Source organism: Paenibacillus sp. Soil766 (assembly GCF_001428105.1).
Lineage (GTDB): Bacteria > Bacillota > Bacilli > Paenibacillales > NBRC-103111 > Paenibacillus_E.
Map to the genome: position 1 here is coordinate 1 of NZ_LMSJ01000009.1, position 25,592 is coordinate 25,592.

Sequence of the window (25,592 nt, forward strand, 5' to 3'; positions counted from 1 at the left end):
CTTTTGATTGTAACGTTGGCGGAATTCACTCATCTCGGACACCTCGTAATTTGGATAGGTCTATTATCTAACTCCCCAATTCGTTGTGTCCACTACTAAGTCTAAATTCATATGGCTCGCCGCGCGAGGTTACACCTGGACTTTAGCGCCCTAAATAGGCGCTAAAGTTCCCGATGAAGCGAAATCCGCGAGCCTTCGGTCGCCATAAGGCCCCAAAAGGGCCTTATAGCTCGCCGCGCGAGGTTACACCTGGACTTTAGCGCCCTAAATAGGCGCTAAAGTTCCCGAAGAAGCGAAATCCGCGAGCCTTCGGTCGCAATAAGGCCCCAAAAGGGCCTTATGGCTCGCTGCGCGAGGTAGCACGTGAACTTTAGCGCCCAAAACAGGCGCTAAAGTACCCGATGAAGCGAAATCCGCGAGCCTTCGGTCGCAATAAGGCCCCAAAAGGGCCTTATTGCTCGCTGCGCGGGGTTGCACGTGGACTTTAGCGCCAAACCCGAATCGCAATCATTCCAAGAATCGTAAGTAATCTTCGCTCTCACTGACCTCCGATAATCGGAACGCAAGGGGGGATAGTCCCACCATTTTATGGAATACCTTCCCGAAATAGCTCAAACTGGTATAGCCGCATAGAGTTGCAACGTTTGTAATGGACAAGCCATGATCGCGAAGCAGCTCAGCTGCTTTCTCGATTCGTCGGTTCCGGACATATTCCATCGGCGTAATGCGGAAGTAGTGGGGGAACATTTTGCATAAATAATATTTATCCAGCTGTGCAACCTCTGCTAACCGTTCCAGGGTTAGGTCATCAGCCAAATGGTCTTGGATGTAAGCGGCGACTCGCCTGTAGGCGGACGGAATTTCTAAACTTGTTGGCGTGTTTCCATCCAATAAACAACGTTGAAGCGAAAGCATCCATTCATAAATGCGAAGCGATAGATCAAATCGATCATTCAATTGGTTCTCCGCTGTATCAGAGTACAGTTGCCAAAGAAGCTGAATTGGCTCGGTATCAGGATGGAGTTCAAAAACAGGTCCATACGTTTGAAGTAGATCTTGTCGCAACCATTCCTCTTTAAACCCCTCGATACGTATCCAAATAAACTCCCATTGATCGCACAAAGTCGCATCAAATGCGTACTCATGATCGGAAGGGATAGTCACCACGAACGCATGGCCCTTCGGGACGGTGAAATGTTCTTTCCCAATGCGAAGTTTACCTGCCCCTTGTATGGACCATTGAAAGATGACCCCTTGCCCGCCGCGCTTAAGTCCGTTCCATTGGTAGTTCTCGTCAGTAACCGAGCTGTGCCCAATCGATAGTAGCTTAAGTAGATGTCGATTCTCACTGTCCGTGTATCTAAAACCATAAGATTTATGCACAATATTTTACCACCATTCTTCAAAATGTTACTATTTTATCTAATCTTCCAAGGATATATAATGTGCGTAATAAATAATATATTACCATATTGGAGGTTGCGGAAGATATGCTGCATAAAGAATGGTTGGATTGTTATGTGCGTGTTGAAGGGACTTCGCTTCGAGTGGGGAATGCCAAGATTGAAAGGTGCTGGTCTTTCGCGAGCGGCCGTGCAGTTAATGTCTCAATTTTGGATAAAAATAAAGGTGAGGAATGGCTCGCGCAGGAATCTAACTCCCCGATGTTTCAACTACCAGGATTGTCTGATGACCAGCAGCCACATGCCATATTCATTTCGGCACTCGTGGAAAATGATTACGGCATTTCTCGGCCCTATTTACAAACGAATATAGACATGCACCTTGAAGCGATCTCTACTATGTATCGATTGACATTGAAGATCTATCCAGATGCACCATTCATTCGACATGAGATAACCGTGATGCCAGTTAGTCATTTCAGAAGTAAGGATAGCCTGACTGACAAAGAGCCAAACCTCGCATGGACCAAAGCTGATTTCAAAGCGAATAGAACGCTTTCCACTACAGCACTACAATTAGATACGAATAATAAGCAACATAACGTTGAATCGTCTGATTATTGTGAACATATGACACTTCGGGATCTGCATTCCCGATGGACATCTGTTCAATTCCTTGATCAGACGGATACAAACAATAACCTCGTGAGTCAAGAGACAGGTTTGTTATATGTAAGGGAAAAGCGAAATTTGCGAGGAAATCTCCTGTTTCTTACAAAAACACTTCATGAGTGCGGTTTATTGATTATCAAAGAAGGTCCAACTGAACTAGGGATATTTGGTAAATCAGGAGTGGAATTTCAATTTCATGGGAAGAGTTTGAGTCTGCTGGGGACGGGGATCAGCGAAGGGGATCTGCGCCATAACGAAGAAATTACTTCATATGGCGTAACCGTCGGTGTTTATGATGGGACTTCACTTGGTGGTTATCACTTGCTACAGACATATCATCGTAGTCTTCGTGCGCACGTTGCGGTTAGGGATAGCTTCATCATGAGCAACACATGGGGGGATCGGTCCAAAGATGGTGCCATAAGCGGGGCGTTTCTACGCAAAGAATTGTACGCAGCAGCAGCGCTCGGGTTGAGCATCATGCAAATCGACGATGGCTGGCAGAAGGGGGCAACGGTCAATTCCGTTCATGCAGCGACGAAGTCGAATGGAGGACTGTGGAGCGATTATTACAGTGGGGATGGCGATTTCTGGGAGGTACATCCGGACAGGTTTCCAGGCGGGCTCACTCCTATCGTTTCGCTTGCTGCTGAACTTGGGGTTGCCTTAGGTTTGTGGTTCTCGCCAGACTCTGTTCGTGACTATATCAACTGGGAAAAGGACATTGCTACCTTAATACATCTTCATCGATATTACAATATTCGTGCATTTAAATTAGATGGGATTGAAATACATTCGAAGCTCGGGGAGATTCGGTTGTTGAATATGATGCGATATGTTCAGAAAGCGACCAACGGACAAGTTGATTTCAATATCGATACGACTGCTCAGAAGAGACTAGGCTACTTTGGGCAAACCCAATATGGCAGCATCTTCCTTGAAAATCGTTACACCGATTGGACAAATTATTATCCGCATTGGACGCTTCGCAATCTTTGGATGCTAGCTCCTTATTTACCTTCTTCAAGACTGCAAATGGAATTCTTGAATGTAAATCGCAACAAGGATAACTATGCGGAAGATCCTTTGGCCCCTAACTCATGCGGGCAAGTCTATGCTTTCGCAGCAACGGCTTTCTCGAATCCATTAGCATGGATGGAGTTAACGAAATTGACGGATCAACAAATGAATGGATTGACTACAGTTATTCAGGCGTTTAAGCCTTACCATGCTGAAATCTTAGCTGGACGAGTGTTACCTATAGGTGAAGAACCGACGGGTGCTAGCTGGACAGGTATGCAAAGTATTTGCAGCCCAACGCATGGGTATGTCCTGATCTTCCGCGAGTTGCACGAATCTAACACCGCAGCTATGAAACTTTGGGGCGTGAATGGTGAAATAAACGTGACTGAGATACTGAGAATGGATGTAAAAGATGAAGTAATAATTCCTCAAGCGCCGCTTCAAATGATTTGGGACGCAACACCGCAAGGCGAATATGTAGTCACCAGGCCAGAGCCATTTACTTTCATTATGTATAGGTATGACATTTCATCGATTTCCTAATCATTTGATTATAGGACGAACAACAAAGAAGAGGTTGGCCCATTGTCTTCAACGACATAGGGCCAATCTCTTTTGTTAACTTAGTTACACGAGTGCTTTTTCATATAGATATACATGGAAACCATCAATGGTAGCTGGTCCTTTTTGTTGGTATCCATTTTTCACAAATAACTTTTGAGCACCGAGTTGATTGGAAAGTGTATCAAGTATTAGATGGTTGATACCGAGCTCTCTAGCTTTTTCTTCTAATTGCGAGAGGATCTGTTGACCATAACCCTTCTTCTGGTGACTGGGATGAACACGAAGACGCTTAATTTCGGCTTTGCCTTCCTGCAGCAGCTTTAAGCCGCCCATGGCTAACACATTACCATCTGCTCCAGTGCCTACCAGAAATTCACCGCCATCTTTCAAATACTGTTCAGGTATATGCAAAATATCATGGTAATGCTGATGAGTAGGTTCTACTTTTGCCTCCGAAATGACTAATAAATGAATCCTCCATAAATCATCGGTATCCAACGTTGAGTATCGCCGCGTTTTGATCATAAAGTGTTCCTCCTCTTTCCATAAATCTCATATTAGGTATATATGTAATATAAACTAACGTAAATCTGAGTACAAATAATCTTTTCTTATAGAATATCATAATTATTCAAATAATTCCTTTGAATTTTGTATTAAAGCTAACATGAAATTGCAGTTGTTTGTGATTTTTAACGAAATAAATGCAAAGCTGTTTAGGTGATGTATAAAGATTAGAGTGAATTTGGTGCAGGGTTGGATGGATGAACAATGATGATGAATGATTCATTCGTAAATTTTGTTAAGTAACATAACATGGTTATGAGTTATAAGTTAAATTTATATATGTTTAAATAGTGGATGAGATGGAGTGAAAGCGGAATCATTTAATAATTAGCGTACGAAAAACAGGATTTTATATGATAATGTTCGCGTTTTTAAGGTGTCATGTACAAAATTACAACGAATTGGCAAATTTTTGTTGAAAAATACGATGGAACAGCGTATATTAATAACAAGAAACAAATGTTAGATTATTTTACATTAAAAATTGATTATCTTTCTTATAACTCAATGGAGATATAACATTACTCATTATGTTAGTTTATTTTAAATGGGAGCGTGACATAGGATGAAGAAAAAAATTGTTTTAGTTGGAAATGGTATGGCTGGTGTTAATTGTATAGAGCAATTGCTAAAACTTGCACCTAACTCATACGAAATCACGATCTTTGGGAAAGAACCACATCCAAACTATAACCGTATCCTGCTCTCATCTGTTTTGGCTGGAGATGCGGATATGAAGGATATCGTCATTAATGATTGGTCTTGGTACTCGGACAACAATATTACCTTGCACACGGGTCATACCGTTAACAAGATAGATACAGAACGTAAGCTTGTTAGTACAGATCTTGGAATCACGGTTGCCTATGATGAATTGATTCTGGCAACTGGATCATTACCGTTCATGCTTCCGCTTCCGGGTGCAGACAAAGAAGGTGTGATTGCTTTTCGAGATATTGGGGATTGCAAGACGATGATGGATGCGGCCAAAAATTATAAAAAAGCGGTTGTTATCGGAGGCGGTCTACTCGGGCTAGAAGCTGCACGCGGTTTATTAAACCTCAATATGGAAGTTTCCGTCGTGCACATCAATGAATACTTAATGAATCTTCAACTCGACAGAACGGCATCCTTGATGCTTCAACAAGAATTAGAGCAACAAGGAATGAAGTTCCTACTCAAGAAAAATAGTGAAACGATTCTAGGCAAGAAACGGGTAACGGGACTTCGTTTTACGGATGGTTCAGAGGTAGAGGCTGATCTTATCGTGATGGCTGTTGGGATTAGACCTAATATGGCACTTGCGAAGAACAGTGGAATTGACATCAATCGAGGTATTGTGGTCAATGATTACCTAGAAACAAGTGTTCCCAATATTTACTCCATTGGTGAATGTACAGAGCATCGCGGTGTTGCTTACGGTCTAGTGGCACCGCTATATGAGCAAGGAGCGGTACTTGCGAAGCGATTAGCAGGTGTTGGTACGGATGGCTATCAGGGTTCCGTTGTATCCACGAAACTCAAAGTATCTGGTGTTGATGTGTTCTCAGCAGGCGAATATGCAGATAAACCAGGTACTCGCGCTGTTCGTGTACAAGATGATTTCGAAGGCATTTATAAGAAGGTTGTCATTCAACAAGGGAAAGTTATTGGGGCCGTCTTGTTCGGTGACATCAGCGATGGCTCCAGATTGTTCGCGATGATCCGCAATGGCGAAGATGTAACAGGCAAAGAAAAGACCGTCCTCCTTGGCGATGGTGGCGGCAAGACGAAGTCTGGTGTTGATTTAGTAGCTGGCATGAGCGCAGATGAAATCGTATGTGGCTGTAATGGTGTTTCCAAAGGGGCCATCGTCCACGCGATTCAAGAGAAGGGCTGCTCCAGCGTTAATGATATCAAAGCATGTACCAAAGCATCCGCTTCTTGCGGAGGGTGTAAGCCGCTTGTAGCTGATGTTCTCACGTATGTCCTTGGGGCAGACGGAGTGAAAACAGTCAAAGAAGGTATTTGCGGTTGTACAACACTCGGGCGTGACGAAGTTGTTGAAGCGATTCGCACGATGCAACTTACGACTACGAAAGAAGTTATGAATGTTCTCGAATGGTCTAATACAGAAGGGTGCTCCAAGTGTCGTCCAGCTTTGAATTACTATTTGGGTATGGTGTGGCCAGAAGAGCATGAGGACGAAAGAGAGTCTCGTTTCGTGAACGAACGGAATCATGCGAACATTCAAAAGGATGGCACATACTCAGTCGTTCCGCGTATGTACGGTGGCGTAACGACACCGAAGGACTTGAAGAAAATTGCTGAGATCGCTGAGAAATATGAAGTGCCCCTTGTGAAAGTGACAGGCGGACAACGTATCGATTTGCTTGGTGTGAAGAAAGAAGACCTGCCAGGGATGTGGGCTGATTTAGATATGCCTTCAGGTTATGCGTACGGTAAATCACTTCGGACGGTAAAGACATGCGTAGGCTCCACGTTCTGCCGCTTTGGTACACAAGATGCTATTGGCATGGGGATTCAGCTTGAGAAGAAGTTCGAGCGCCTATATACACCGGCAAAAGTGAAAATGGCTGTCTCGGGTTGCCCGCGAAACTGTGCGGAAGCGACTATCAAAGATTTTGGCGTTGTTGCCATTGATGGCGGTTGGGAGCTCCATGTTGGCGGTAACGGAGGAACGAAACTGCGTGGAACGGATCTTTTATGCAAAGTGAAGACGGAAGAGGAAGTACTCGAATGGTCTGGCGCATACTTGCAGTACTATCGGGAAACCGGTAAGTACAATGAACGCACATCGGAGTGGTTGGAGCGTGTAGGTCTAGAGACAATTAAAGAGACATTGGCGTCAAGTGAAGATCGCGCTGCCTTTAATGACCGCATTAATAAAGCATTATCACTGATGAAAGATCCGTGGAAAGAAATTATTGAACAAAAGGCATTGCGCCAAACATTTTCACCTATTGAAGAACAATCGGCAGCGTCGATTTTGAAATAGAAGGGATGATGCATATGAAACGGTTACACATTGGCCATATTTCGGAAATTGCAGTAAAAAGATCGCGAGTTGTACGTATCGGTGACTTAGAAATTGCTGTGTTCAAGCTCTCAGACGGAGTCATTAAAGCTATTGAAAATCGCTGCCCGCACAAAGCGGGTAAGCTTTCTGAAGGTATTGTGTGTGATCATCATGTATTTTGTCCCTTGCATGATTGGAAGATAGATCTGCACAACGGACTTGTTCAGGCACCGGATGATGGTTGTGTTACCAAGTTCGAAGTTGAGATTGAGGACAATACCGGAGAGATGTATTTGCATATTTCAGAGGAAAGTATCTTAGCATCCTAGCAGGGGGAGTACAGAATCATGCGACATAATGGATCAGCACTTGCTTTAGGATTATCCACGTTAGCCATGATGGCATCCTTCGTGATCTGGAGCGTTTTTGCACCGATTGCTGGGCAAATTCAAGAATTGTTTCAGTTAAGCACGATTCAAAAAAGTCTGCTAATCGCAACACCCGTACTGCTCGGTTCGATACTGCGAATCCCGATGGGGATTTATACCGATCGGTTCGGTGGTAAACGCGTATTTGCAATCACGATGCTTTTTCTAACAATTCCGCTTCTGATCGCTGGATACGTGCATACGTACTGGATGTTGCTGCTTTGCGCGTTGTTTATTGGGATGGCAGGGACGACCTTTGCCATTTCCCTTACTTATGTATCGAGATGGTTTCCAGCTGAGAGACAGGGTCTTGTTCTTGGGTTAGCTGGACTTGGTAATCTAGGCGGTGCTGCAGCGAGCTTCTCATTGCCCTTCGTCTTTAATCAGTATGGTTTCCAATGGGTGTTCTGGAGTTTAGCCATCATGATCGTGATTGTTACAGCTATCTTTTGGATCGGAACCAAGGATTTACCTTCACCAGCTCAAAAGAAGACTTTCAAGCAATCGATGATTGTGCTGAAGGATCAATCAACCTGGTATTTATCGTTTTTTTACTTTTTAACTTTCGGTGGTTTTGTTGCATTCAGCGTATACTTACCAACATTTCTGAAAGATTTATTTCAATTATCTGCAACAGATGCAGGACTGAAAACTGCAGGATTTGTTCTGATTGCTACGCTCATTCGTCCATTAGGCGGTTATTTGGCCGATCGCATAGGGTCTCGGCGTGTGCTCGTGGTTGTATTCACAGGCATGATTATCACGTCGATCGCCTTGTCAGCGTCGTTACACCAATTCATATCCTTTAGCGTGTGTTGTCTGGTGGCCGCTGCTTTGTTAGGCGTTGGAAACGGAGCCGTATTCAAAATGGTTCCAGAAGTTTCCTCTGGAAATACGGGTGCAGTCACGGGAATCGTAGGTGCAGCAGGCGGTTTAGGCGGTTTTTTTCCACCTATCGTATTAGGCATTGTGAAAGATTTGTCAGGTGCATATACGTTGGGCTTCGTCTTGCTTATGGTATTCGCCTGCACTTGTCTGTGGATGAATTTAACTTCGAGACGCATGGTAATTAACAAACAAAGCACAATGGCATAAATCAGCGAGGCGTGTGACGAATACGAACAACGGAACACTTCAGCATGGGAATGTGGAGGTAAATCAGTTATGGGGAAACAAAAACTCGTCTTAATAGGAAACGGAATGGCAGGCGTTCGCTGTGTGGAAGAAATTCTTGCACTTGCGCCAGATCGGTTTGAAATCACAATATTCGGCAGTGAACCGCATCCCAATTATAATCGCATTATGTTATCGAAGGTGCTTCAGGGAAGTACAACAGTGAACGATATTACCATAAATGATTGGCAATGGTATCAAGATAAAGGAATTACACTCTATACGGGGGACTCCGTGATCAGCATCGATACCGCTAAACGCAAAGTAGTGAGTGAAAAAGGGCGGACCGTGGAGTACGACCAATTGATCCTTGCCACGGGTTCGTTGCCATTCATGCTGCCTTTGCCGGGAGCAGATAAACCAGGCGTGACAGCTTTTCGCGACATTAACGATTGCAATACAATGCTGGAGGCTTCCAAATCTTATAAGAAAGCTGTTGTTATTGGCGGCGGTTTACTTGGCTTAGAAGCGGCTCGCGGTTTGCTTAATCTAGGGATGGACGTCCATGTCGTTCATATTTTCAACTATTTGATGGAGCGCCAGCTCACGCCAACTTCAGCAGGAATGCTGCGTAAAGAGTTGGAGAATCAAGGGATGAAATTTCTACTCGAAAAGCAAACTGAGAAAATTTATGGTAAAAAGCGAGTAGAAGGACTTCTATTTAAAGATGGAAGCAAAGTAGAAGCAGATCTGATCGTCATCGCAGTCGGTGTACGCCCAAACATTAAGTTAGCGGCGGATAGCGGCATCGAGACGAATCGAGCTATCATGGTCAATGATTATTTGGAAACGAACGTGCCAGGGGTCTATGCGGTCGGAGAGTGTGCCGAGCATCGCAATATGGTTTACGGTCTTGTAGCACCTCTCTATGAGCAAGGTAAAGTGCTGGCGAAGAAGATTTGCGGTGTAGAGACTGAAGGCTATCCTGGATCAATTCTGTATTCGCAATTAAAAGTATCTGGTGTAGAAGTATTCTCGGCGGGAGAAATTCGTGATTCCGAAATTAATACTTCACTGAAAGTGATTGATGGTGTCAAAAACACGTATAAGAAGATCGCTATCCGTAATAACAAAATCGTAGGAGCCGTCCTCTATGGAGATAGCAGCGAGGGTAATAAGCTGCTCGGCTATATTAAACAACAAGCGGATGTGTCCGTGTTGGAGGAAGCGTCGGCGGTAGGTGGCGGCGCAGATGAAGCCTATGCGGCATCGCTGTCACCAACGGCAACCGTATGCTCTTGCAACGGTGTAACGAAGGGCGGCATTCTCGATGCGGTACGTGACAACGGATGCGCGACTGTCGAAGATATTCGCGCTTGCACACGGGCATCGAGCACTTGCGGTGGCTGCAAGCCGCTCGTTTCGGCGATGCTGCAGCTGGCGCTGCAGAGCCAGGACGCACCGGCTGCGCCAAAGGAAACGGTGTGCGCATGCACATCGCACAGCCACGACGAGCTGCGCGTTGCTGTGCGCAGCGCAGGCTTCGAGACCGCGCATGAAGCTATGCATGCGCTTGGTTGGAACAAGGCGGACGGGTGCCCGATATGCCGTCCAGCTGTGCAGTACTATATCGGCCAGACACGTGGAGCTGCTGCCGATAAGCCGGAATCGTTGTCGCTGGATTCAGCAGCGAGCTTGCTCGCCGATGGCACGTATGCCATCACGCCGCGTATGTATGGCGGCGTCACGAACGCTGAGCAATTGAGGCTTCTTGCCGACATAATCGAGAAGTATGACGTGCCGTTAGTGAAGTTGACAGGCGGTGCCCATCTGGATCTACTCGGTATCACAGAGGATCAAGTCAACGCCATCGGTGCTGAAATTGGTCACCAGGCATCCACGGCTCCATCCTATGGTAGTAGCATCACATCTGTTGCAACATGCTCAGGGAAAGATTACGACCGAAGTGCCCTTCAAGATTCCATAAGAATGGGCATCCTTCTTGAACATCGCTTGGAGGGCTTGCAAATGCCAACAGGAGTAAGTGTTGCGGTTTCTGCTAGTCCTTTGCACAGAGCAGGTACACTATCCAAGGATCTAGGACTTGTAGGTGTCCCAGGAGGCTGGGAAATTTATGTTGGAGGCAGCGGAGGTACGAAGCTTCGTCAAGCCGAGTTGTTCTGTATGGAAGCAAGCGAGGAGACAGTGCTAGATCTAGCTATTGCTTATTTCCAATGGTACCGGGAAGAAGCGAGTTTCGGAGAAACGACGGGGCAATGGGTTGAACGTATAGGGATTACACAACTTCGCGAACGATTATTCAATCACTCCATACGTATGGAGTTAATAAGTAGATGGCAGTTAGAATGTAAGTTGATGGAACAACAGCAAGTAAATTCGCAGCTGACAGCTGCAGTGGCAAGGTGAGCTTATGAGTCTATTCGCCCAGCAAGAACAAGTCGTTTCTGACCCTTTACATGTGATGGATACGCAGTGCCCATTTTGCAGTGTGCAGTGCAAAATGCAAGTGATTGAAGATCGCAGCGCCTCTGATGGACAGTCCATTTATTCTATTGTGCCAAAGCCAAATCAAGCATCGGAAGGTCGTCTATGCATCAAAGGAATGAATGCTTATCAGCATGTGCTTACTGGAGAACGACTGTTATACCCGATGGTGAAGCGGAATGGTCGTTTCGAGCAAATTTCTTGGAATGATGCTTATGAGTTAATCGCAAGTAAATTTACCCAGCTCCGCGAAACGTATGGCAACCACACGGTAGGTTTATATGGGGGTGGTTCGCTCACGAATGAATCTTCCTATTTATTAGGGAAATTCGCGCGTGTTGCGCTGCAAACGAAGTATATTGATTATAACGGCAGGTTTTGTATGTCGGCCGCGGCATCAGCAGGTGTGAAAGTGTTCGGGATTGACCGTGGGATAACGAACCAACTATCGGACATTGAATTAGCCGAGTGTATCATATTGGCGGGAACGAACATTGCGGAATGTCAACCGACGTTGATGCCTTATTTCACAAGAGCCAAAGAGAAAGGTGCCATCATCATAGCCATCGATCCGCGTGAAACCGGTACAACGCGAATCGCCGATATTCATTTACGTGTGAAGCCTGGCATGGATGCTACTTTGGCCAATGGGATGCTCAAAATTCTCTTTGAGGAAGGTTGCTTGGATGAAGAGTTCGTAGCTAATCGGACTACTGGCTTTACGGAACTGAAAGCGCATCTCGATTCGCTTGAAATGGAAGAGATCGCCAACCTAACTGGAGTGCCGAAGCAGTTGATTCGTAAAGCTGCATTGAGTTACGGCAACGCACAGACTGGCATGGTGTTTACAGCAAGAGGTGTGGAACAACAAACAGATGGTCACATGGCGGTTCGAAACTTCCTGAATCTCGTGCTTCTTACTGGGAAAATTGGCAAACCTGGCTGCGGCTATGGCGCTGTCACAGGTCAAGGGAACGGTCAGGGCGGAAGAGAGCATGGTCAAAAGGCAGATCAGCTCCCTGGCTATCGCCTTATTGAAAATCCAGAAGATCGCGCTTATATCGCGGATGTGTGGGGCATTGAACCGAGTGAGCTTCCTGGCAAGGGAGTTTCAGCTTATGAAATGATGGAGAAGGTTCATGAACAGGAGATTCGGGCTTTATTCGTGATGGGCTCGAATCCACTCGTCTCCAACCCAAACGCGAATTTCGTAGAAGAAGGGTTGAAGAAGCTTGATTTCCTTGTCGTTGCGGACTTCCTTATCTCCGAAACAGCTCAGCTTGCTGATCTAATTTTACCCGTAACGGCCTATTTAGAGAATGCCGGGACGTTAACTAACCTGGAGGGACGCGTGCTTCTGAGAGAAGCTGGTCGTCCAGCACCAGGTGAAGCTAAGCATGATTGGCAGGTTCTTAGTGAGCTTGCCGAGAAGCTTGGGAGAGGTCAATTCTTTCAATTTGGCCAGGTGGAAGATGTATTTAACGAGCTTCGACTAGCAAGTCGCGGTGGAACTGCAGACTATTATGGCATTACCTATGAGCGATTGCGGAAGGAAGAAGGCATCTATTGGCCTTGTCCGGAAGAGGGGCATCCAGGTGCCAAACGCTTATTCGAATCCTCGTTCCCACTTCCAGCGGGAAGAGCACTTCTCACTACCGTGGAGAATCATCTGCCCAAGGAGCAGACCAGTGAGGATTTCCCGCTGTATTTGACCACTGGCCGAGTTCTCGTACATTATCTAACAGGTGTGCAAACCCGCAAAAGTCCATCATTAGCCGCGAGAGATGTGGAGTCTTTCATGGAAATCCATCCCCGAACGGCGAAAAAGCACCATATCGAAGATGGGACACTTGTGAAGCTGATGTCCAAACGCGGTGAAATATACGTGCGTAGTCGCTTTAGTGATGCGATTCGCGAAGACACCGTATTCGTACCTATGCATTGGGGCGATACGCAAAACGTCAACAAGTTGACGAATGATGCGCTCGATCCAACCTGCAAAATGCCAGGTTTTAAAGTATGTGCGGTACAAGTGAGTCCGCTAGTATCGGAATATGCGTAAAATGAAAAGACCGAACTCATCGATCTCGCAGCGATGAGTTCGGTCTTTTCATTTTTGAGTAAGATAATAAGCATATTCCATAGGTCTACGATACAGATCCTTATGTTTAAAATCCTTAAGATCTTCGTATATATTTTTTTGGGGCTTTCCATTAAGTTCAATAATCCATAATTTACTTTGTTTGTCCAAAACAAAATCCACACTCAGTTCTCCCAAAGATCCCATAAGAGTTTCTGCTTCTTGAGCGGCCATTACACTTACTTGGTTCAGAGACTGTAGGATTTCAGTTGCTTTTTCAGGCGAAAGTATTCGTTTGAGAATTTCTGCTGCATCATAAACGTGGTCACACATACTTGTGTTAAAGTAACGCTCGTATGCCACTCTACAAGTGATGTTGTATATCATCCACTGACCAACATACCCCTTTTGAACAAGAACACGGATGTCAAAATATTGACGATCGAGTTGACTCATTTGAATCCCTTGTTGGACCAAGTAGTTCTTTCGTCCGAGGAGAACATCTAACTTTTCCTGAATGCTTTCATTTTTCCTACAAATAACTCTTGGAGCTAGACTGTGTAAGGAAATATGAATATCGTCATTATTCGTACGTTCAATTCGATAGACAGATGCCCCTTTAGATCCATAAATTGGTTTTATAAAGAGTAGATTATTTTTGTCTAATAGTTCTGTTATGTTCACTTCATTATATTGAAATGTGTCGGGTACATATTGCGATAGACTCGATTGATGTAGCTGGTTATAGAGGTCCCATTTATTGAATTGATTGATCGTATTGAAACACTTAAACTTACCTATTACTTTCTCTAGGAGTTGAATGGTCATTGAGTCTTTGTTATAACAGCGGTTATAGACGACGAGAGGGAAAGGGAACATACGTTGTGTCCATTTGCCATTTTTCAGGCTAAGTCCAATAATACGTCGCTTATTCCACCGTATATCTGCTGGAGTGAAAGCATAAATTCTCAGGTTTTGATTTTGATATCCGCGGCAGAGATCCAAAATTCTTTTTCTTCTATTTCGGTTAGCAACCATAATACCTATTAATGGGCGCTTGTCCAATCTTATCACTCCCTAGCTTGAACCATCATAATTAAATAATGCTAGCGCGGTCACTTTGGTATGGGACAAACACATAAATGTACTGATATTTATTAATAGATTAGATTTTATTTTCCATTTCACAAATTTGGTAGGCATTTACTGTGTCTATCTTTTTAGGCTTTTAATATGATGATATACGTTTGAAAATAAGGAGATGAGATTAGTATGGGGAAAAGTAATTGTCCCCCAGGACCTCCAGGGCCAGAAGGGCCACGTGGGCCCCAAGGAGCTACGGGGACATCAGGGGCAGCAGGTCCAGCGGGATCAATAGGACCAGCAGGAACAACCGGAGCAACGGGACCAGAGGGACCGAGAGGTGACAAAGGGAAAGAAGGGCCAGAAGGGCCTCGAGGACACAAAGGGCCAGAGGGACCAGCAGGACCACGAGGTCTCCAAGGCCCAGAAGGCCCAGAAGGACCCGCCGGACTAGCAGGGGCGACGGGTCCTATGGGACCAATGGGGCCAGCAGGGCCGACAGGAACAGCGGGTGCAGCGGGAGCAATGGGACCAATGGGGCCAGCAGGGCCAACGGGAACAGCGGGTGCAGCGGGACCAATGGGGCCAGCAGGGCCAACAGGAACAGCTGGTGCAGTGGGATCAATGGGACCTGTGGGACCTATGGGACCAACGGGAACAGCGGGATCAGTGGGTGCAACAGGGGCTACCGGAGCATCAGGAGCTCCGGGGGCAACAGGACCAGCCGGAGCAGTGGGTGCAACAGGAGCTACAGGTGTAGGAAGTACGGGGGCTGTAGGAGCTACGGGAGCAACAGGACCAGCAGGACCAGCGGGTGGTCCACCGGGGCCAACAGGAGCAACGGGAGCAGCTGGGCCAACAGGATCAGCAGGAGCAGTGGGTGCAACAGGAGCTACAGGTGCAGGAGCTACGGGAGCTGTAGGAGCTACGGGGCCAACAGGACCAGCGGGTGGTCCACCGGGACCAACAGGAGCAGCAGGGCCAACAGGAGCACAGGGGGCTGCGGGAGAAATAGGGCCAACCGGAGCAACGGGTACAGCAGGTGCAGTAGGGCCAACTGGATCACCGGGGACAGCGGGAGCAGCAGGTGCAACCGGAGCAACGGGTACAGCAGGTGCAGTAGGGCCAACTGGATCACCGGGGACAGCAGGAGCAGCAGGGCCAACCGGAGCTACAGGCCCAGCAGGACCAGCAAGTGCTGGAGGATTAATTCCATTTTCAACAGGTATCATCCTCAGTGGCGCTACAGTTGTTTCAGCTGCACCAATTTTAATGGGTTTTGGTAATCGTGCAGTTGAAGTTATTAACGGTGCAGGAGAATCAACTATGCCACCAGAAGCAGGTGGTTTTGCCTTCCCAATTCCCTTTAATGGGACCGTTCGAAACTTGCAAATAAGCGCAGATTTGTTGGTTGCTTCAGTGGCTTCTATTAATGTGACACCTCTTATATATGATTTTACAGTTTTCAGAGCACCTTCAGCCCCTAATAATGGGATTAGTCATAATTCTTCACTTTACTTGACAACTCCGCTGACTAGCTCGCTTACTTTTGGAGGTCCTGGTAATACAGTTATTGCTGGTACTTTCTATACAGCAACCAATATTAATCTAGGAACATTAAATGTCGTAGCTGGAGATCGTATTGGTATTCGTATAAGAACGAATGTAGCGTCTAATCCCTCAGCAGCTGATATTACCCAACTTTCATTTAGCGCTAGTCTATCTTATACTCCTAGTTAAAAACAACGTAGCCGAAATCACGTTAGATTCTGTTAGGTTTATGAACAACCTTAGTGGTTTTGGGGTAAGGGAATCTTACCCCTTATTTTTATTTTATGGCGATTGGGCTTGTATTTGTACTGGCTACCGCAGTTGTATTAGGACTTCCTGTAGCTGTTGGAAGTGAATGAAAGCGTAGAGAGTTATCGCATGTGAGAAAAATGAAAATTTAAGATGATTGAAATAGTTATAGATGCTAGTAAATAGGGGATCATAAGTTTTCTTGCTTTTATATTTGTTGACAAATAAACCCAAAATTTGGGGCGCCTAATTAACGTGAAGGAAATGATCGTTAAACAATCATTTTGAGAAAAGTGGGGGAGTTCGATTTGTTGTCCCACGGACATGCCAGAGACTAGGAGGAAGCTATGGGTATACCTGACTATGGTCGATGCATTCCCTTTGTTTGGTTATGATTTGAAAGACTATGAAGTACTTTTTGAAGAAAAACTGGAATTATTATTAAAACTAAGAGACTCGGAAAAGGTAACCTGGAAAGGTGGACATAGACCAGCCTTTACGAATCTTGGCGTGTATCCGCGTCCGGTTCAGGACCCATTACCGGTATGGCTTGGCAGTGGGGGGAATTCCGAATCGGTCATAAGAGCTGGGGTGCTTGGGCTACCTCTTGTTTTGGCAATTATCGGCGGGAGTTCACTGCAATTTGCTCCACTTGTACCCCTCTATAAGAAAGCAGCAACACATGCAGGACATGATTCTTCTAAATTAAAGATAGCCGTACACTCCCTAGGGTTCGTTGCGGAAAGTACATTACTTGCTGTAGACAAGTATTTCCCTCCTACACAAGCATCGTTTAATTATTTTGGGAAAGAGCGGGGTTGGGGACATTACAGCCGGGCAAACTTCGATGCTGCAATCAGCTTAGAAGGGGCATTATACGTAGGTGATCCTGAAACGGTAGCCAACAAAATCATTCAAATGTATAAGCATTTAGGCTTCTCACGATTTTTTCTTCATTTGCCTGTCGGCACCATGCCGCACGAAGATGTTATGAAAGCCATTGAACTCTTGGGAACGGAAGTCGCACCTCGAGTTCGGGAAGAAGTTGCGAGGTTAGATGCTGAAGAAAGAAATATCATAAACACGTAACAGTTGACAATACTTGATCGGTTAGGGAAGGGGCTATTTCAAAAGTCTATATAGACTTTTGGAGAAGGCCTCTTTTCGGTTAATGACCAATGAGTAATAAATATGCTTCTCGCAATCGGCACTGGGACAGCCCCTTTGTACTAGTCATTGATTCAGATCCCGAATAATAATGAGGTGAAATTAACCAGAACCTTTTTGTCACACTTAGAGGACGCCAATTGTCTTATACATGTCAAACAAATTGAGGTACTCAATTACACATCGCTAGCCCATATAAAGGGCTATAAACTAGGAGGAATTCATATGAAAATTGTAGTTATTGGTGGTAGTGGACTTATTGGATCTAAAGTTGTGCAGAACCTTCGTGAGCTTGGGCATGAAGTTGTCCCGGCATCACCTTCCTTAGGCGTTAATACGATTACTGGTGAAGGGCTAGCTGATGCACTACACGGTGCACAGATTGTCGTAGACGTGACGAACTCGCCTTCGTTTGAAGACGAGGCTGTTATGGCGTTCTTCGTGACGTCGAACAAGAATCTTCTAGCTGCTGAAGCAGCGGCAGGTGTGAGTCATCACGTTGCACTGTCGGTTGTAGGTACTGAACGTCTTCTCCAAAGTGGCTATTTCAAGGCGAAAATGGCCCAAGAAGAGCTGATCAAGGCTTCTCCAATTCCTTATACCATTGTCCGCGCAACGCAGTTCTTCGAATTCATCGGGAGCATCGCCTATGTGGCTACGGAAGGGGATACGGTACGGTTGCCTTCCGCTCTTACGCAGCCTATTGTATCGGATGATGTCGCGGCTGTGGTGGCTGAGTTCACCCTTGGTGCACCTGTGAATGGCATTGTTGATGTGGCTGGTCCTGATCAAATTGGCCTTGACGAACTTGTTCGACAATTCTTGGCTGCCAATCAAGATGCACGTCAAGTGATCACAGATGACAATGCAACCTACTTCGGTTCAGTGGAAGTGAATGATCAATCTCTCGTTCCGAATGATAGTAGTTCACGAATCACTACAATCACTACAACTCGGTTCCATGATTGGCTCAATCGGACTGTAAACCAAGTATAATTAGGCAACATGTTCCGATGGTGTCACTACCAACATTGCAAACACCAAACCACTCTGTGATCTCACAGGGTGGTTTTATTTATCTCGAAGTAGTTTAAAGGAATGGAATGGGAGAATGTTCTTGTCATTGATGTTTCTTGATTTGGGATAATAGCAGTGATTGTGTCAAACCAGGAGGATCTTTCATGAGATGGTTTATACAAGGGGAATCCCAAAAAAAACGATAATCTTCATACGATGAAAACCATAAGCCTGGAAGAAGAAGAGAATAACCATGTGTTTTCAACGGATATGGATCACAATGAAAAGTTGATTAAAGAAGCGTTCCAGGATTGTTTCGATCTGGTATACCGCAAAATAGAAGTTAAGCATAACACGAAATGGCTCATTGTTTATATTGATAACTTAATTGATACGAATATGCTTGAAGAGCAAGTCATTAAACCTCTGCTAACAAGTGCAACAAGGGATAGGGTTTCGACGAATTCAGGAGATCTTAAAGATGTGTTGGTCTCCATAGGTGCCACAACCAGTTCTGACAAAGTATCAGATGTTATTCAAAACGTCCTCGAGGGGCATGCGGCTATTCTCATGACAGGCAGAAGTAATGTAATGACAGTATCTATTCCGGGCACATCCAAAAGAAGTATTGATGAAGCATCATCCGAGCCTGTCATTCGCGGCCCAAGAGACGGCTTCATCGAGCAGATTTCTACAAACATTAGTTTGATACGATCCAGACTCAAAACTTCGAAATTAAAAGTAGCGTATGTCACGTTAGGCGAGCATACCTAACCTTGTGCTGAGTATTGCAGCCTCAAGAGAAGCTGTTCCCTTTCCTGCGATGTTTGAAGCTTTAATCATGGAAATCATATTTGAAGCCCTGCGGGAAGCTGGTATTCGACTGCCGAAACAGATTGCCGCTTTTACGATTGCTCGATATAGCTTTGCAAATGGCATCCGTTTAGGTTTCCCATGTTGTTCTTAGCAGGGAGCTTAGGCCTCTACGGTATTGTTTTAGGATTTCTCGGCATTATGTTACATGTGACCTCACTTCGATCATTTGGGGTGCTCTACTTTTCTCCAATCGCTCCATTCAAGCTTGCGGCATGGAAGGATGTTTTGACTCGAATACCGGTTTGGGCGAAACGTTCGTGGGGGAACAATTGAAAACGCTTAAATATATCATGCTTCTCCTCGTAATTGTCCTCATTAGCGGGTGTTGGGATCGTACGGAAATTTTCCGAAGAGTTTTCCTAGTATTTGGGAACTGTATTGGATGTTGGAGAGCCCTGGACAGCGGTTCGATAAAACGATCATAATCCATAATTGTAAGGCTCCGATCAGAAAAGCAGGGAAAATCGTCATCCACGCATCTTGATGGGATATTTTCTCCATAAGCGAAGGTACTACAAGAATGAGTGTGGGAGCTATAAAGGAAAAAACTAATAAACATAACTGATTCCCCGATATTTTTTCAGTGGACTCCATTCATGTTCTCCTTCTGATTAGATTCTCTCCAAGTATTCCCTCCATGACATCATGTATGCAGTTAGAAGACATCTGGGCAGATCCGCAGGACTCAGCGAACTTTGGTTTCTTTACCGAATAATAGAAGTATCCCTGTACCTAACAAAATAACAATTGCAAACATCCCGAATATGGATGCGTATCCAATGTCCTTTTGTGCCATTGCGCCTACTAAAAATGGTGCAATTACACTGCCTATTCTGCCAAAGCTAGCCGCAAATCCTGTACCCACTCCTCTGATTGCTGTCGGGTAATTCTCAGGCGTGTACGCGTACAGCGCTCCCCAGGCACCTAAATTAAAGAAGGAAAGTAACGAGCCAAACCATACAAGCATGGACATACTTTGGCTTAATCCGAAACCCATTGCCATTACCCCGGATAGCACTAGGAAAAGAGATAAAGTCGGTTTACGGCCCCATTTCTCAACTAAGTAAGCCGCTGCAAAGTAACCGGGAAGTTGGGCTAATGTCATTAGCAGTACATAACGAAAGCTTTGAATCATGGAGAACCCTTTATCGACCAAAACAGAAGGCAGCCAAAGAAACATCCCATAATAGGAAAAGGCTATGGCAAACCACACTGCCCATAGGGCAATGGTCTCTCTTTTATAAGCAGTGAACAACTGCCTAAATTTAATCGGTTGTCCACGATGAATACTGAACTGTGGAGACTCCTGGATCGCTCGCCGGACCCAGAAAGCAAACAAAACGGGGATTGCGCCAACGATTACAGCTGTTCGCCATCCGAATGGAGGGATGACAAAGTAAGCGAGGGCAGCAGCTATAATCCAGCCTGCTGCCCAGAAACTTTCCAACAGCACAACAATTCGTCCTTTTTTATCAGGCGGTGCGAATTCATTCACAAGTGTAGAAGCTACAGGAAGCTCAGCACCGAGTCCGAGTCCCATGAAGAAGCGCAGTATGAGCATACTACCTAATCCGCTCGCAAATCCGCTGCCAAAACTGAATACACCAAAACAGACTAGCGTCAATAAAAATATGGGACGACGTCCAAACTTATCCGCAAGATATCCGCCGAAAGCTGCTCCAATCGCCATGCCAATCAGATTGACCGAACCGAGAAGCCCCGCCTCTTGGGCCGTGAGCGCCCACTCTTTACGAAGTGCAACAAGGATAAAAGATAACAAACCGACATCCATGGCATCAAATAACCAGCCAAACCCAGCAGCCCAAAAAACGTGACGAAAGACGAGTTTGGGATCTTTATTGTCGCTTACTTTGGTTATATAGCTTCCTCCTTACGTGCAAGTCGAGTTTACCTTTACATCAATTCGTATATATTTTCCATCTCATGCCTAGAAGATACAGTACGGTTATAAGCTGTTTTTGTTTGAATCGGTTATAATAGGAATGAATTGTAAGCGACAGCATGTTTAGTTGTGTGAGGAGCGCGATAAGGATGAAACGAATAACGATATTAATCGCAGATGATGAGGCGGAGATCGCTGATTTGGTAGCGTTACATTTGGAAAAAGAGGGCTATCATCTCATTAAAGTATCTGATGGGAAAGAGGCTATTCAAGCGATTGAGACACATGCCATCGATCTAGCGATTCTAGATATTATGATGCCTAAGATGGATGGCTATGAAGTGACGCGGCAAATACGTGAGAAATATCCCTTACCGATCATATTTTTAAGTGCCAAATCTTCTGATTTGGATAAAATTACGGGGTTAGTGATGGGTGCGGTCGATTATATGACGAAACCTTTCAACCCCATGGAGTTGGTGGCTCGGGTGAATGCTCAGTTGCGGCGAACGATTCAGTTGAGTCAACCGACAGCAGCGAACAGCCCTGTATTGGACGTGGGAGGCGTGACGATCGATGCGGATCAAAGGTCCGTTCTTCTCTATGGGGAGAAAGTTGAGCTTACGCCGAAAGAATTTGATATTCTGTATTTGTTAGCGAGTCACCCGAAGAAAGTGTTTAGTGCCGAACATATTTTTGGACATGTATGGGGGGAAACTTATTATGAAAGTGGTAACACAGTCATGGTACATATTCGAACATTGCGTAAAAAACTTGGTGAAGATATCAACAAAAATAAAATAATCAAAACCGTATGGGGTGTGGGTTATACATTCAATGGCTAATCTATTGCGCAGTTTTCGATCCAAAATGATCGGTTTATTAGGACTCAGTATGCTGATGTCAGGTACTTTTACCTTTATTCTTTATCGCGTATTGAAGCTTTATTACTCAGGCGTACGAAGGGAAGATCCTGTAGCTAAATTACGTCATTTTGTTAACACGATTGGGGATTTAAACTTTTTCTTGATGGTGTTTGTACCGCTTTCTATTTTGTGTTTCTTCTTCCTAACGAAGCGCTATGCTACCTATTTTAATGAGATCTCGACGGGTATTCATCTCCTTGCTGGAGGCGACTTTCATAGCCGCATTCATATTGATTCGAATGACGAATTCAAAGATATCGCGGAAGATATTAATATGGCCAGTGAGAAACTGCGACAAGCAGTTGAACGAGGGGATTTTGCAGAAAACAGTAAGGATCAGCTCGTGTTGAACTTAGCTCATGATTTACGTACGCCGCTTACTTCTGTGATAGGTTATTTGGATTTTATTCTCCAGGACGAGCAGCTATCCAGAGAGCAAATGATCCATTATACCACTATTGCTTTTAACAAATCGCAACGTTTAGAGAAGCTTATTGATGAACTTTTTGAAATTACGCGGATGAAATATGGCATGTTGACCATTGAAAAGAAGCAAATTAATTTAAGTGAGCTGCTCATTCAACTCAATGAGGAATTGTACCCCGTTTTTGAAAAAAGTAAGTTAATAAGCAGGTTGGATGTTTCTCCACATTTGGAAATCTCGGGGGATGGGGAGCTGCTTGCACGCGTGTTTGAGAATCTACTGACGAATGCTAATCGGTATGGGAAAGATGGTCAATTTGTGGATATTAACGGTCATCAAGAAGGGGAAGAAGCAGTTGTTCAAGTCATCAATTATGGCAATTGTATATCCCCTGATGAACTTCCTCATCTCTTTGAAATGTTTTATACAGGTGACCAAGCAAGATCCCATCAAGGGGGAAGCACGGGACTCGGTTTATTCATAGCGAAGAATATTGTAGAGCAACACAAAGGGATGATTACGGTCCAAAGTAATGTGATTCGTACACTTTTCGAGGTAAGATTGCCACTTTCCTGATTGGATTTAAGAAAAATTTTATATTTGTCCCACTTCTAATTTAAACAGTTTTCTTTATTCTAAATGCAAGCAAGGTTTAGGAGGGAAACGAGTTATGAAGAAGTGGGTTTTTTGGTTTGTCATCGTCGTACTGCTTGGTTATGAGGCCATACAGCAGCATTCAGCAACTGGTAAAAAAGTTAACCAATTAGAGGTAGAGGAAAGTGCTTATGTGGTGTCTTCCCCTGGCAAGGAGAATCTTACGACGATAAAAGTGACGAAAGATCAGATATATCAAGGAAATCTTGTTTTAATTAATCAAGATTATCCAGTGCATCAAATAGGCATGCAGACGGATATTCTAAACCTTTTTCAGCATAAAGAGCTTGTTAAAGGATTTGGTTTATTAGATAACACGATTCGGCTATCTCAAAGCGTCATCCAAGCTTTTACAACGATGATCAGTGCTGCTGACAAAGACGGGATACGCCATTTCCTGATTAACAGTGGCTACAGAGATAATAAAGAACAAAGTCAATTGTACAAGGATATGGGGGCTATGTATGCTTTACCAGCGGGACATAGTGAACATAACTTAGGTTTAGCTCTTGATATTGGGTCTACACAAGCTGACATGAATCAGGCGCCAGAGGGTGAATGGTTGATCCGAAATGCCGCAGACTATGGGTTTATTTTACGGTATCCCAAGGACAAAACAGCCATCACGGGCATCCAATATGAACCATGGCATTTTCGCTATGTTGGTTTACCTCACAGTAAAGTTATGCAGCAGATGAACTTGTCGCTGGAAGAATATTTGGCGTATTTGAAACAACAAAAGAACATCACAACGAAGGTAAAAGGGAAGATTTACGAGATTTCTTATCATCCGATTACCCGGAATAGTACGATTCAAGTACCAAATAATCGTTCCTATACCCTTTCGGGCAACAATATGGATGGCATCATCGTAACTGTGCTTCCATAAGGTGTAACTAATTAATTGAGGAGAGTGAGTATGCGGTATGAAACAAATGAAAGTATGGAATGAAATGCTGCTGTCGGCTTTATTCGCCTTCTATATGTATGTCCTGTTCAAGGTCATTCTATTTAAATTCAGTTCCATTGACTTACCTTTTCTGTGGCAACTTCTTCAGCGGAATATAGAGAATCCTGAGCATATCCAAAATCGATTGGAATTTGCGAACTTCAAGCCTTTCGTTTCGATAACGAATAATATTCAAAGCTTATCTCAGCATGATCTCGTAAATTTATTTGGGAATATCGCGATATTCCTGCCGTACGGCATGTTTCTAGTCCTGATTTCGCGGCATAAAAAAATGTCACTGTTCGGAGCGCTCCTGCGATCTGTGGGGTTAAGTTTATGTTTAGAAGGTTTACAACTTGTGCTTTCTATGGGGAGTTTTGATGTGGATGATCTCATTCTAAATGGGCTGGGTGGTATTGTCGGGTATTCTGTTATTAAGCTGTCCATTGCAGGTAAGACAAGTTTGTTACGTATGATTGAATCTCAACACATGACGTTTTCAAAGAAAGGAAACATAACCTAAGGTGATGAAATACGAGAATAGGCCGTCCTTCAAGTGAATAATCGACTTGAGGACAGCCTATTTGCATTCAGCACCTATTATTTTTCAATATGGCCTGTATCCATAACCTCAAAATCACTCCCTTTGAGCTTAGCCAGCTTGTGCAAGTCATTATCGTTCCATTTCGGATCAGGTGCTCCGCTCACATAGAGATCACTGCCGTTGTCGGCAACGATAATCCCGAAAATAAACGTCTATACCAATTGAATCGGCCGCAGCGTAGGAGAGCCCTGAGAAAAACAAGGCGCCACACACGAATCCAACGGTTCCTGATTTCCATTTACCCACTTGTTACCACGCTCCATTGTCTCTAGTTGGCATTCTTCGAAATTTGTCCTATCATAAAGATGTTCGTAGGTAATAGTGGGATTTATGTCCTGAGCGACGAAAGATGTTCTTTCATATGTTTATTTATGATAAATATACAATTACGGAGGTCTTACAATGAGTCAACGCTATCGGATTACGAGGGCTTTTCAGCAACATGAAGGAACCGACCCAACCATTTCATTAGAAGAGTGTAAACAATACTTTTCCACACAACCGGATTTCACTTATACATCCGTATTTACAGTGACTGGTGCCACCAGCATGTCCATCGAGGGGGATTTCTTCATGTGGAGCTATGGCGAAATCAAGATTCCTTTCCGGCATTATCAAGGGGATATTTATGTTTCGGGCACGAATGAAGCCGTCATTCCAAGGATGTTAGAAATTGCAAGTGAATTAGGAGCAGACGTGGCAGAGGGTTAAATTCGTGAAATGTTCAAACTGATTCAACATACTCTCTACATACTTTTCCTATATTGTAGTAGTTGAACTAAGCCAAGTAGCTATAGTATATTCTAGATTAGCAT

21 protein-coding genes and 1 pseudogene are annotated in these 25,592 nt (G+C 44.5%); 17 read left to right on the forward strand and 5 right to left on the reverse strand.

Features of this window, described 5'->3' with window-relative positions:
* Positions 1-507 precede the first annotated feature (507 nt).
* The gene (locus tag ASG89_RS07585; RefSeq protein WP_057309996.1) at positions 508-1,383 is read right to left on the reverse strand and encodes a helix-turn-helix transcriptional regulator; all 876 of its coding nucleotides are present in this window, start codon (positions 1,381-1,383) and stop codon (positions 508-510) included.
* A 107-nt stretch (positions 1,384-1,490) separates the two neighbouring features.
* On the opposite strand from ASG89_RS07585, the gene ASG89_RS07590 reads away from it, so the two are divergent.
* Positions 1,491-3,641, forward strand: a complete 2,151-nt coding sequence (locus ASG89_RS07590) for an alpha-galactosidase (RefSeq protein WP_057309997.1) — start codon at positions 1,491-1,493, stop codon at positions 3,639-3,641.
* 84 nt (positions 3,642-3,725) lie between these two features.
* Here the strand turns inward: ASG89_RS07590 and ASG89_RS07595 are convergent, their stop codons facing one another.
* Complete coding sequence (locus ASG89_RS07595) at positions 3,726-4,187, reverse strand: GNAT family N-acetyltransferase (protein ID WP_057309998.1); 462 nt, start codon at positions 4,185-4,187, stop codon at positions 3,726-3,728.
* 607 nt (positions 4,188-4,794) lie between these two features.
* Here ASG89_RS07595 and nirB (ASG89_RS07600) point away from each other — a divergent pair.
* The 5 genes from nirB (ASG89_RS07600) (at position 4,795) to nasC (ending at position 13,356) form a co-directional block, all read left to right on the forward strand.
* The gene (gene nirB, locus ASG89_RS07600) at positions 4,795-7,227 is read left to right on the forward strand and encodes a nitrite reductase large subunit NirB (protein ID WP_057309999.1); all 2,433 of its coding nucleotides are present in this window, start codon (positions 4,795-4,797) and stop codon (positions 7,225-7,227) included.
* Between the two features lie 14 nt (positions 7,228-7,241).
* Positions 7,242-7,577 carry a nitrite reductase small subunit NirD gene (gene nirD, locus ASG89_RS07605; protein WP_057310000.1) on the forward strand — a complete coding sequence of 112 codons (336 nt, stop codon included), beginning with the start codon at positions 7,242-7,244 and terminating at the stop codon, positions 7,575-7,577.
* An 18-nt stretch (positions 7,578-7,595) separates the two neighbouring features.
* Positions 7,596-8,771 carry an MFS transporter gene (locus ASG89_RS07610; RefSeq protein ID WP_057310001.1) on the forward strand — a complete coding sequence of 392 codons (1,176 nt, stop codon included), beginning with the start codon at positions 7,596-7,598 and terminating at the stop codon, positions 8,769-8,771.
* 69 nt (positions 8,772-8,840) lie between these two features.
* The gene (gene nirB / locus ASG89_RS07615) at positions 8,841-11,216 is read left to right on the forward strand and encodes a nitrite reductase large subunit NirB (protein ID WP_057310002.1); all 2,376 of its coding nucleotides are present in this window, start codon (positions 8,841-8,843) and stop codon (positions 11,214-11,216) included.
* A gap of 4 nt (positions 11,217-11,220) precedes the next feature.
* The gene (gene nasC / locus ASG89_RS07620; RefSeq protein ID WP_057310003.1) at positions 11,221-13,356 is read left to right on the forward strand and encodes an assimilatory nitrate reductase catalytic subunit NasC; all 2,136 of its coding nucleotides are present in this window, start codon (positions 11,221-11,223) and stop codon (positions 13,354-13,356) included.
* Between the two features lie 48 nt (positions 13,357-13,404).
* Here nasC and ASG89_RS07625 read toward each other — a convergent pair whose 3' ends face one another.
* Positions 13,405-14,439, reverse strand: a complete 1,035-nt coding sequence (locus ASG89_RS07625) for a YheC/YheD family protein (protein ID WP_057310004.1) — start codon at positions 14,437-14,439, stop codon at positions 13,405-13,407.
* Positions 14,440-14,646: 207 nt separating this feature from the next.
* Here ASG89_RS07625 and ASG89_RS07630 point away from each other — a divergent pair, with 207 nt between their 5' ends.
* The 6 genes and pseudogenes from ASG89_RS07630 (at position 14,647) to ASG89_RS37510 (ending at position 19,590) form a co-directional block, all read left to right on the forward strand.
* Positions 14,647-16,197 carry a collagen-like protein gene (locus ASG89_RS07630; protein WP_057310005.1) on the forward strand — a complete coding sequence of 517 codons (1,551 nt, stop codon included), beginning with the start codon at positions 14,647-14,649 and terminating at the stop codon, positions 16,195-16,197.
* Positions 16,198-16,629: 432 nt separating this feature from the next.
* A pseudogene (locus ASG89_RS07635) lies at positions 16,630-17,346 on the forward strand (LLM class flavin-dependent oxidoreductase); the annotation flags it as partial.
* A 303-nt stretch (positions 17,347-17,649) separates the two neighbouring features.
* Positions 17,650-18,420, forward strand: a complete 771-nt coding sequence (locus ASG89_RS07640) for an SDR family oxidoreductase (protein WP_057310006.1) — start codon at positions 17,650-17,652, stop codon at positions 18,418-18,420.
* A 237-nt stretch (positions 18,421-18,657) separates the two neighbouring features.
* A complete protein-coding gene (locus tag ASG89_RS07645; protein ID WP_057310007.1) occupies positions 18,658-19,215 on the forward strand; it encodes a spore germination protein in 558 nt (185 codons plus the stop codon).
* Between the two features lie 4 nt (positions 19,216-19,219).
* Positions 19,220-19,408, forward strand: coding sequence for a spore germination protein (locus tag ASG89_RS37505; RefSeq protein ID WP_057310008.1), 189 nt, complete (start codon positions 19,220-19,222; stop codon positions 19,406-19,408).
* Positions 19,396-19,590: a spore germination protein gene (locus ASG89_RS37510; RefSeq protein WP_235549656.1), complete on the forward strand. Its 195-nt coding sequence runs from the start codon at positions 19,396-19,398 to the stop codon at positions 19,588-19,590. The genes ASG89_RS37505 and ASG89_RS37510 overlap by 13 nt, the downstream gene beginning before the upstream one ends.
* Positions 19,591-19,632: 42 nt before the next feature.
* On the opposite strand, the gene ASG89_RS38595 is transcribed toward ASG89_RS37510, so the two are convergent.
* Positions 19,633-19,911, reverse strand: a complete 279-nt coding sequence (locus tag ASG89_RS38595; RefSeq protein ID WP_057310009.1) for a GerAB/ArcD/ProY family transporter — start codon at positions 19,909-19,911, stop codon at positions 19,633-19,635.
* Positions 19,912-20,002: 91 nt separating this feature from the next.
* Positions 20,003-21,196 carry an MFS transporter gene (locus ASG89_RS07660; protein ID WP_057310010.1) on the reverse strand — a complete coding sequence of 398 codons (1,194 nt, stop codon included), beginning with the start codon at positions 21,194-21,196 and terminating at the stop codon, positions 20,003-20,005.
* A gap of 173 nt (positions 21,197-21,369) precedes the next feature.
* On the opposite strand from ASG89_RS07660, the gene ASG89_RS07665 reads away from it, so the two are divergent.
* The 5 genes from ASG89_RS07665 to ASG89_RS07685 all read left to right on the forward strand — a co-directional run bounded on the left by ASG89_RS07665 (position 21,370) and on the right by ASG89_RS07685 (position 25,488).
* Positions 21,370-22,065 (forward strand): response regulator transcription factor, encoded by a 696-nt coding sequence (locus tag ASG89_RS07665; RefSeq protein WP_057310011.1) that lies wholly within the window; start codon positions 21,370-21,372, stop codon positions 22,063-22,065.
* Positions 22,058-23,146, forward strand: a complete 1,089-nt coding sequence (locus tag ASG89_RS07670) for a sensor histidine kinase (protein WP_057310012.1) — start codon at positions 22,058-22,060, stop codon at positions 23,144-23,146. Before ASG89_RS07665 ends, ASG89_RS07670 begins: the two co-directional genes overlap by 8 nt.
* Before the next feature lie 94 nt (positions 23,147-23,240).
* Positions 23,241-24,113, forward strand: a complete 873-nt coding sequence (locus tag ASG89_RS07675) for a D-alanyl-D-alanine carboxypeptidase family protein (RefSeq protein ID WP_057310013.1) — start codon at positions 23,241-23,243, stop codon at positions 24,111-24,113.
* 37 nt (positions 24,114-24,150) lie between these two features.
* Positions 24,151-24,696 carry a VanZ family protein gene (locus ASG89_RS07680; RefSeq protein ID WP_057310014.1) on the forward strand — a complete coding sequence of 182 codons (546 nt, stop codon included), beginning with the start codon at positions 24,151-24,153 and terminating at the stop codon, positions 24,694-24,696.
* Positions 24,697-25,179: 483 nt separating this feature from the next.
* Positions 25,180-25,488, forward strand: a complete 309-nt coding sequence (locus ASG89_RS07685; RefSeq protein WP_057310015.1) for a hypothetical protein — start codon at positions 25,180-25,182, stop codon at positions 25,486-25,488.
* The last annotated feature ends 104 nt before the right edge of the window (positions 25,489-25,592 follow it).

Coding starts and splice junctions, on each gene's coding strand:
- ASG89_RS07590 (WP_057309997.1), top strand. CDS start 1,491: ATGCTGCATAAAGAATGGTTGGATTGTTATGTGCGTGTTGAAGGGACT.
- ASG89_RS07595 (WP_057309998.1), bottom strand. CDS start 4,187: ATGATCAAAACGCGGCGATACTCAACGTTGGATACCGATGATTTATGG.
- nirB (WP_057309999.1), top strand. CDS start 4,795: ATGAAGAAAAAAATTGTTTTAGTTGGAAATGGTATGGCTGGTGTTAAT.
- nirD (WP_057310000.1), top strand. CDS start 7,242: ATGAAACGGTTACACATTGGCCATATTTCGGAAATTGCAGTAAAAAGA.
- ASG89_RS07610 (WP_057310001.1), top strand. CDS start 7,596: ATGCGACATAATGGATCAGCACTTGCTTTAGGATTATCCACGTTAGCC.
- nirB (WP_057310002.1), top strand. CDS start 8,841: ATGGGGAAACAAAAACTCGTCTTAATAGGAAACGGAATGGCAGGCGTT.
- nasC (WP_057310003.1), top strand. CDS start 11,221: ATGAGTCTATTCGCCCAGCAAGAACAAGTCGTTTCTGACCCTTTACAT.
- ASG89_RS07630 (WP_057310005.1), top strand. CDS start 14,647: ATGGGGAAAAGTAATTGTCCCCCAGGACCTCCAGGGCCAGAAGGGCCA.
- ASG89_RS07640 (WP_057310006.1), top strand. CDS start 17,650: ATGAAAATTGTAGTTATTGGTGGTAGTGGACTTATTGGATCTAAAGTT.
- ASG89_RS07645 (WP_057310007.1), top strand. CDS start 18,658: ATGAAAACCATAAGCCTGGAAGAAGAAGAGAATAACCATGTGTTTTCA.
- ASG89_RS37510 (WP_235549656.1), top strand. CDS start 19,396: ATGTTGTTCTTAGCAGGGAGCTTAGGCCTCTACGGTATTGTTTTAGGA.
- ASG89_RS38595 (WP_057310009.1), bottom strand. CDS start 19,911: ATGGAGTCCACTGAAAAAATATCGGGGAATCAGTTATGTTTATTAGTT.
- ASG89_RS07665 (WP_057310011.1), top strand. CDS start 21,370: ATGAAACGAATAACGATATTAATCGCAGATGATGAGGCGGAGATCGCT.
- ASG89_RS07670 (WP_057310012.1), top strand. CDS start 22,058: ATGGCTAATCTATTGCGCAGTTTTCGATCCAAAATGATCGGTTTATTA.
- ASG89_RS07675 (WP_057310013.1), top strand. CDS start 23,241: ATGAAGAAGTGGGTTTTTTGGTTTGTCATCGTCGTACTGCTTGGTTAT.
- ASG89_RS07680 (WP_057310014.1), top strand. CDS start 24,151: ATGAAACAAATGAAAGTATGGAATGAAATGCTGCTGTCGGCTTTATTC.
- ASG89_RS07685 (WP_057310015.1), top strand. CDS start 25,180: ATGAGTCAACGCTATCGGATTACGAGGGCTTTTCAGCAACATGAAGGA.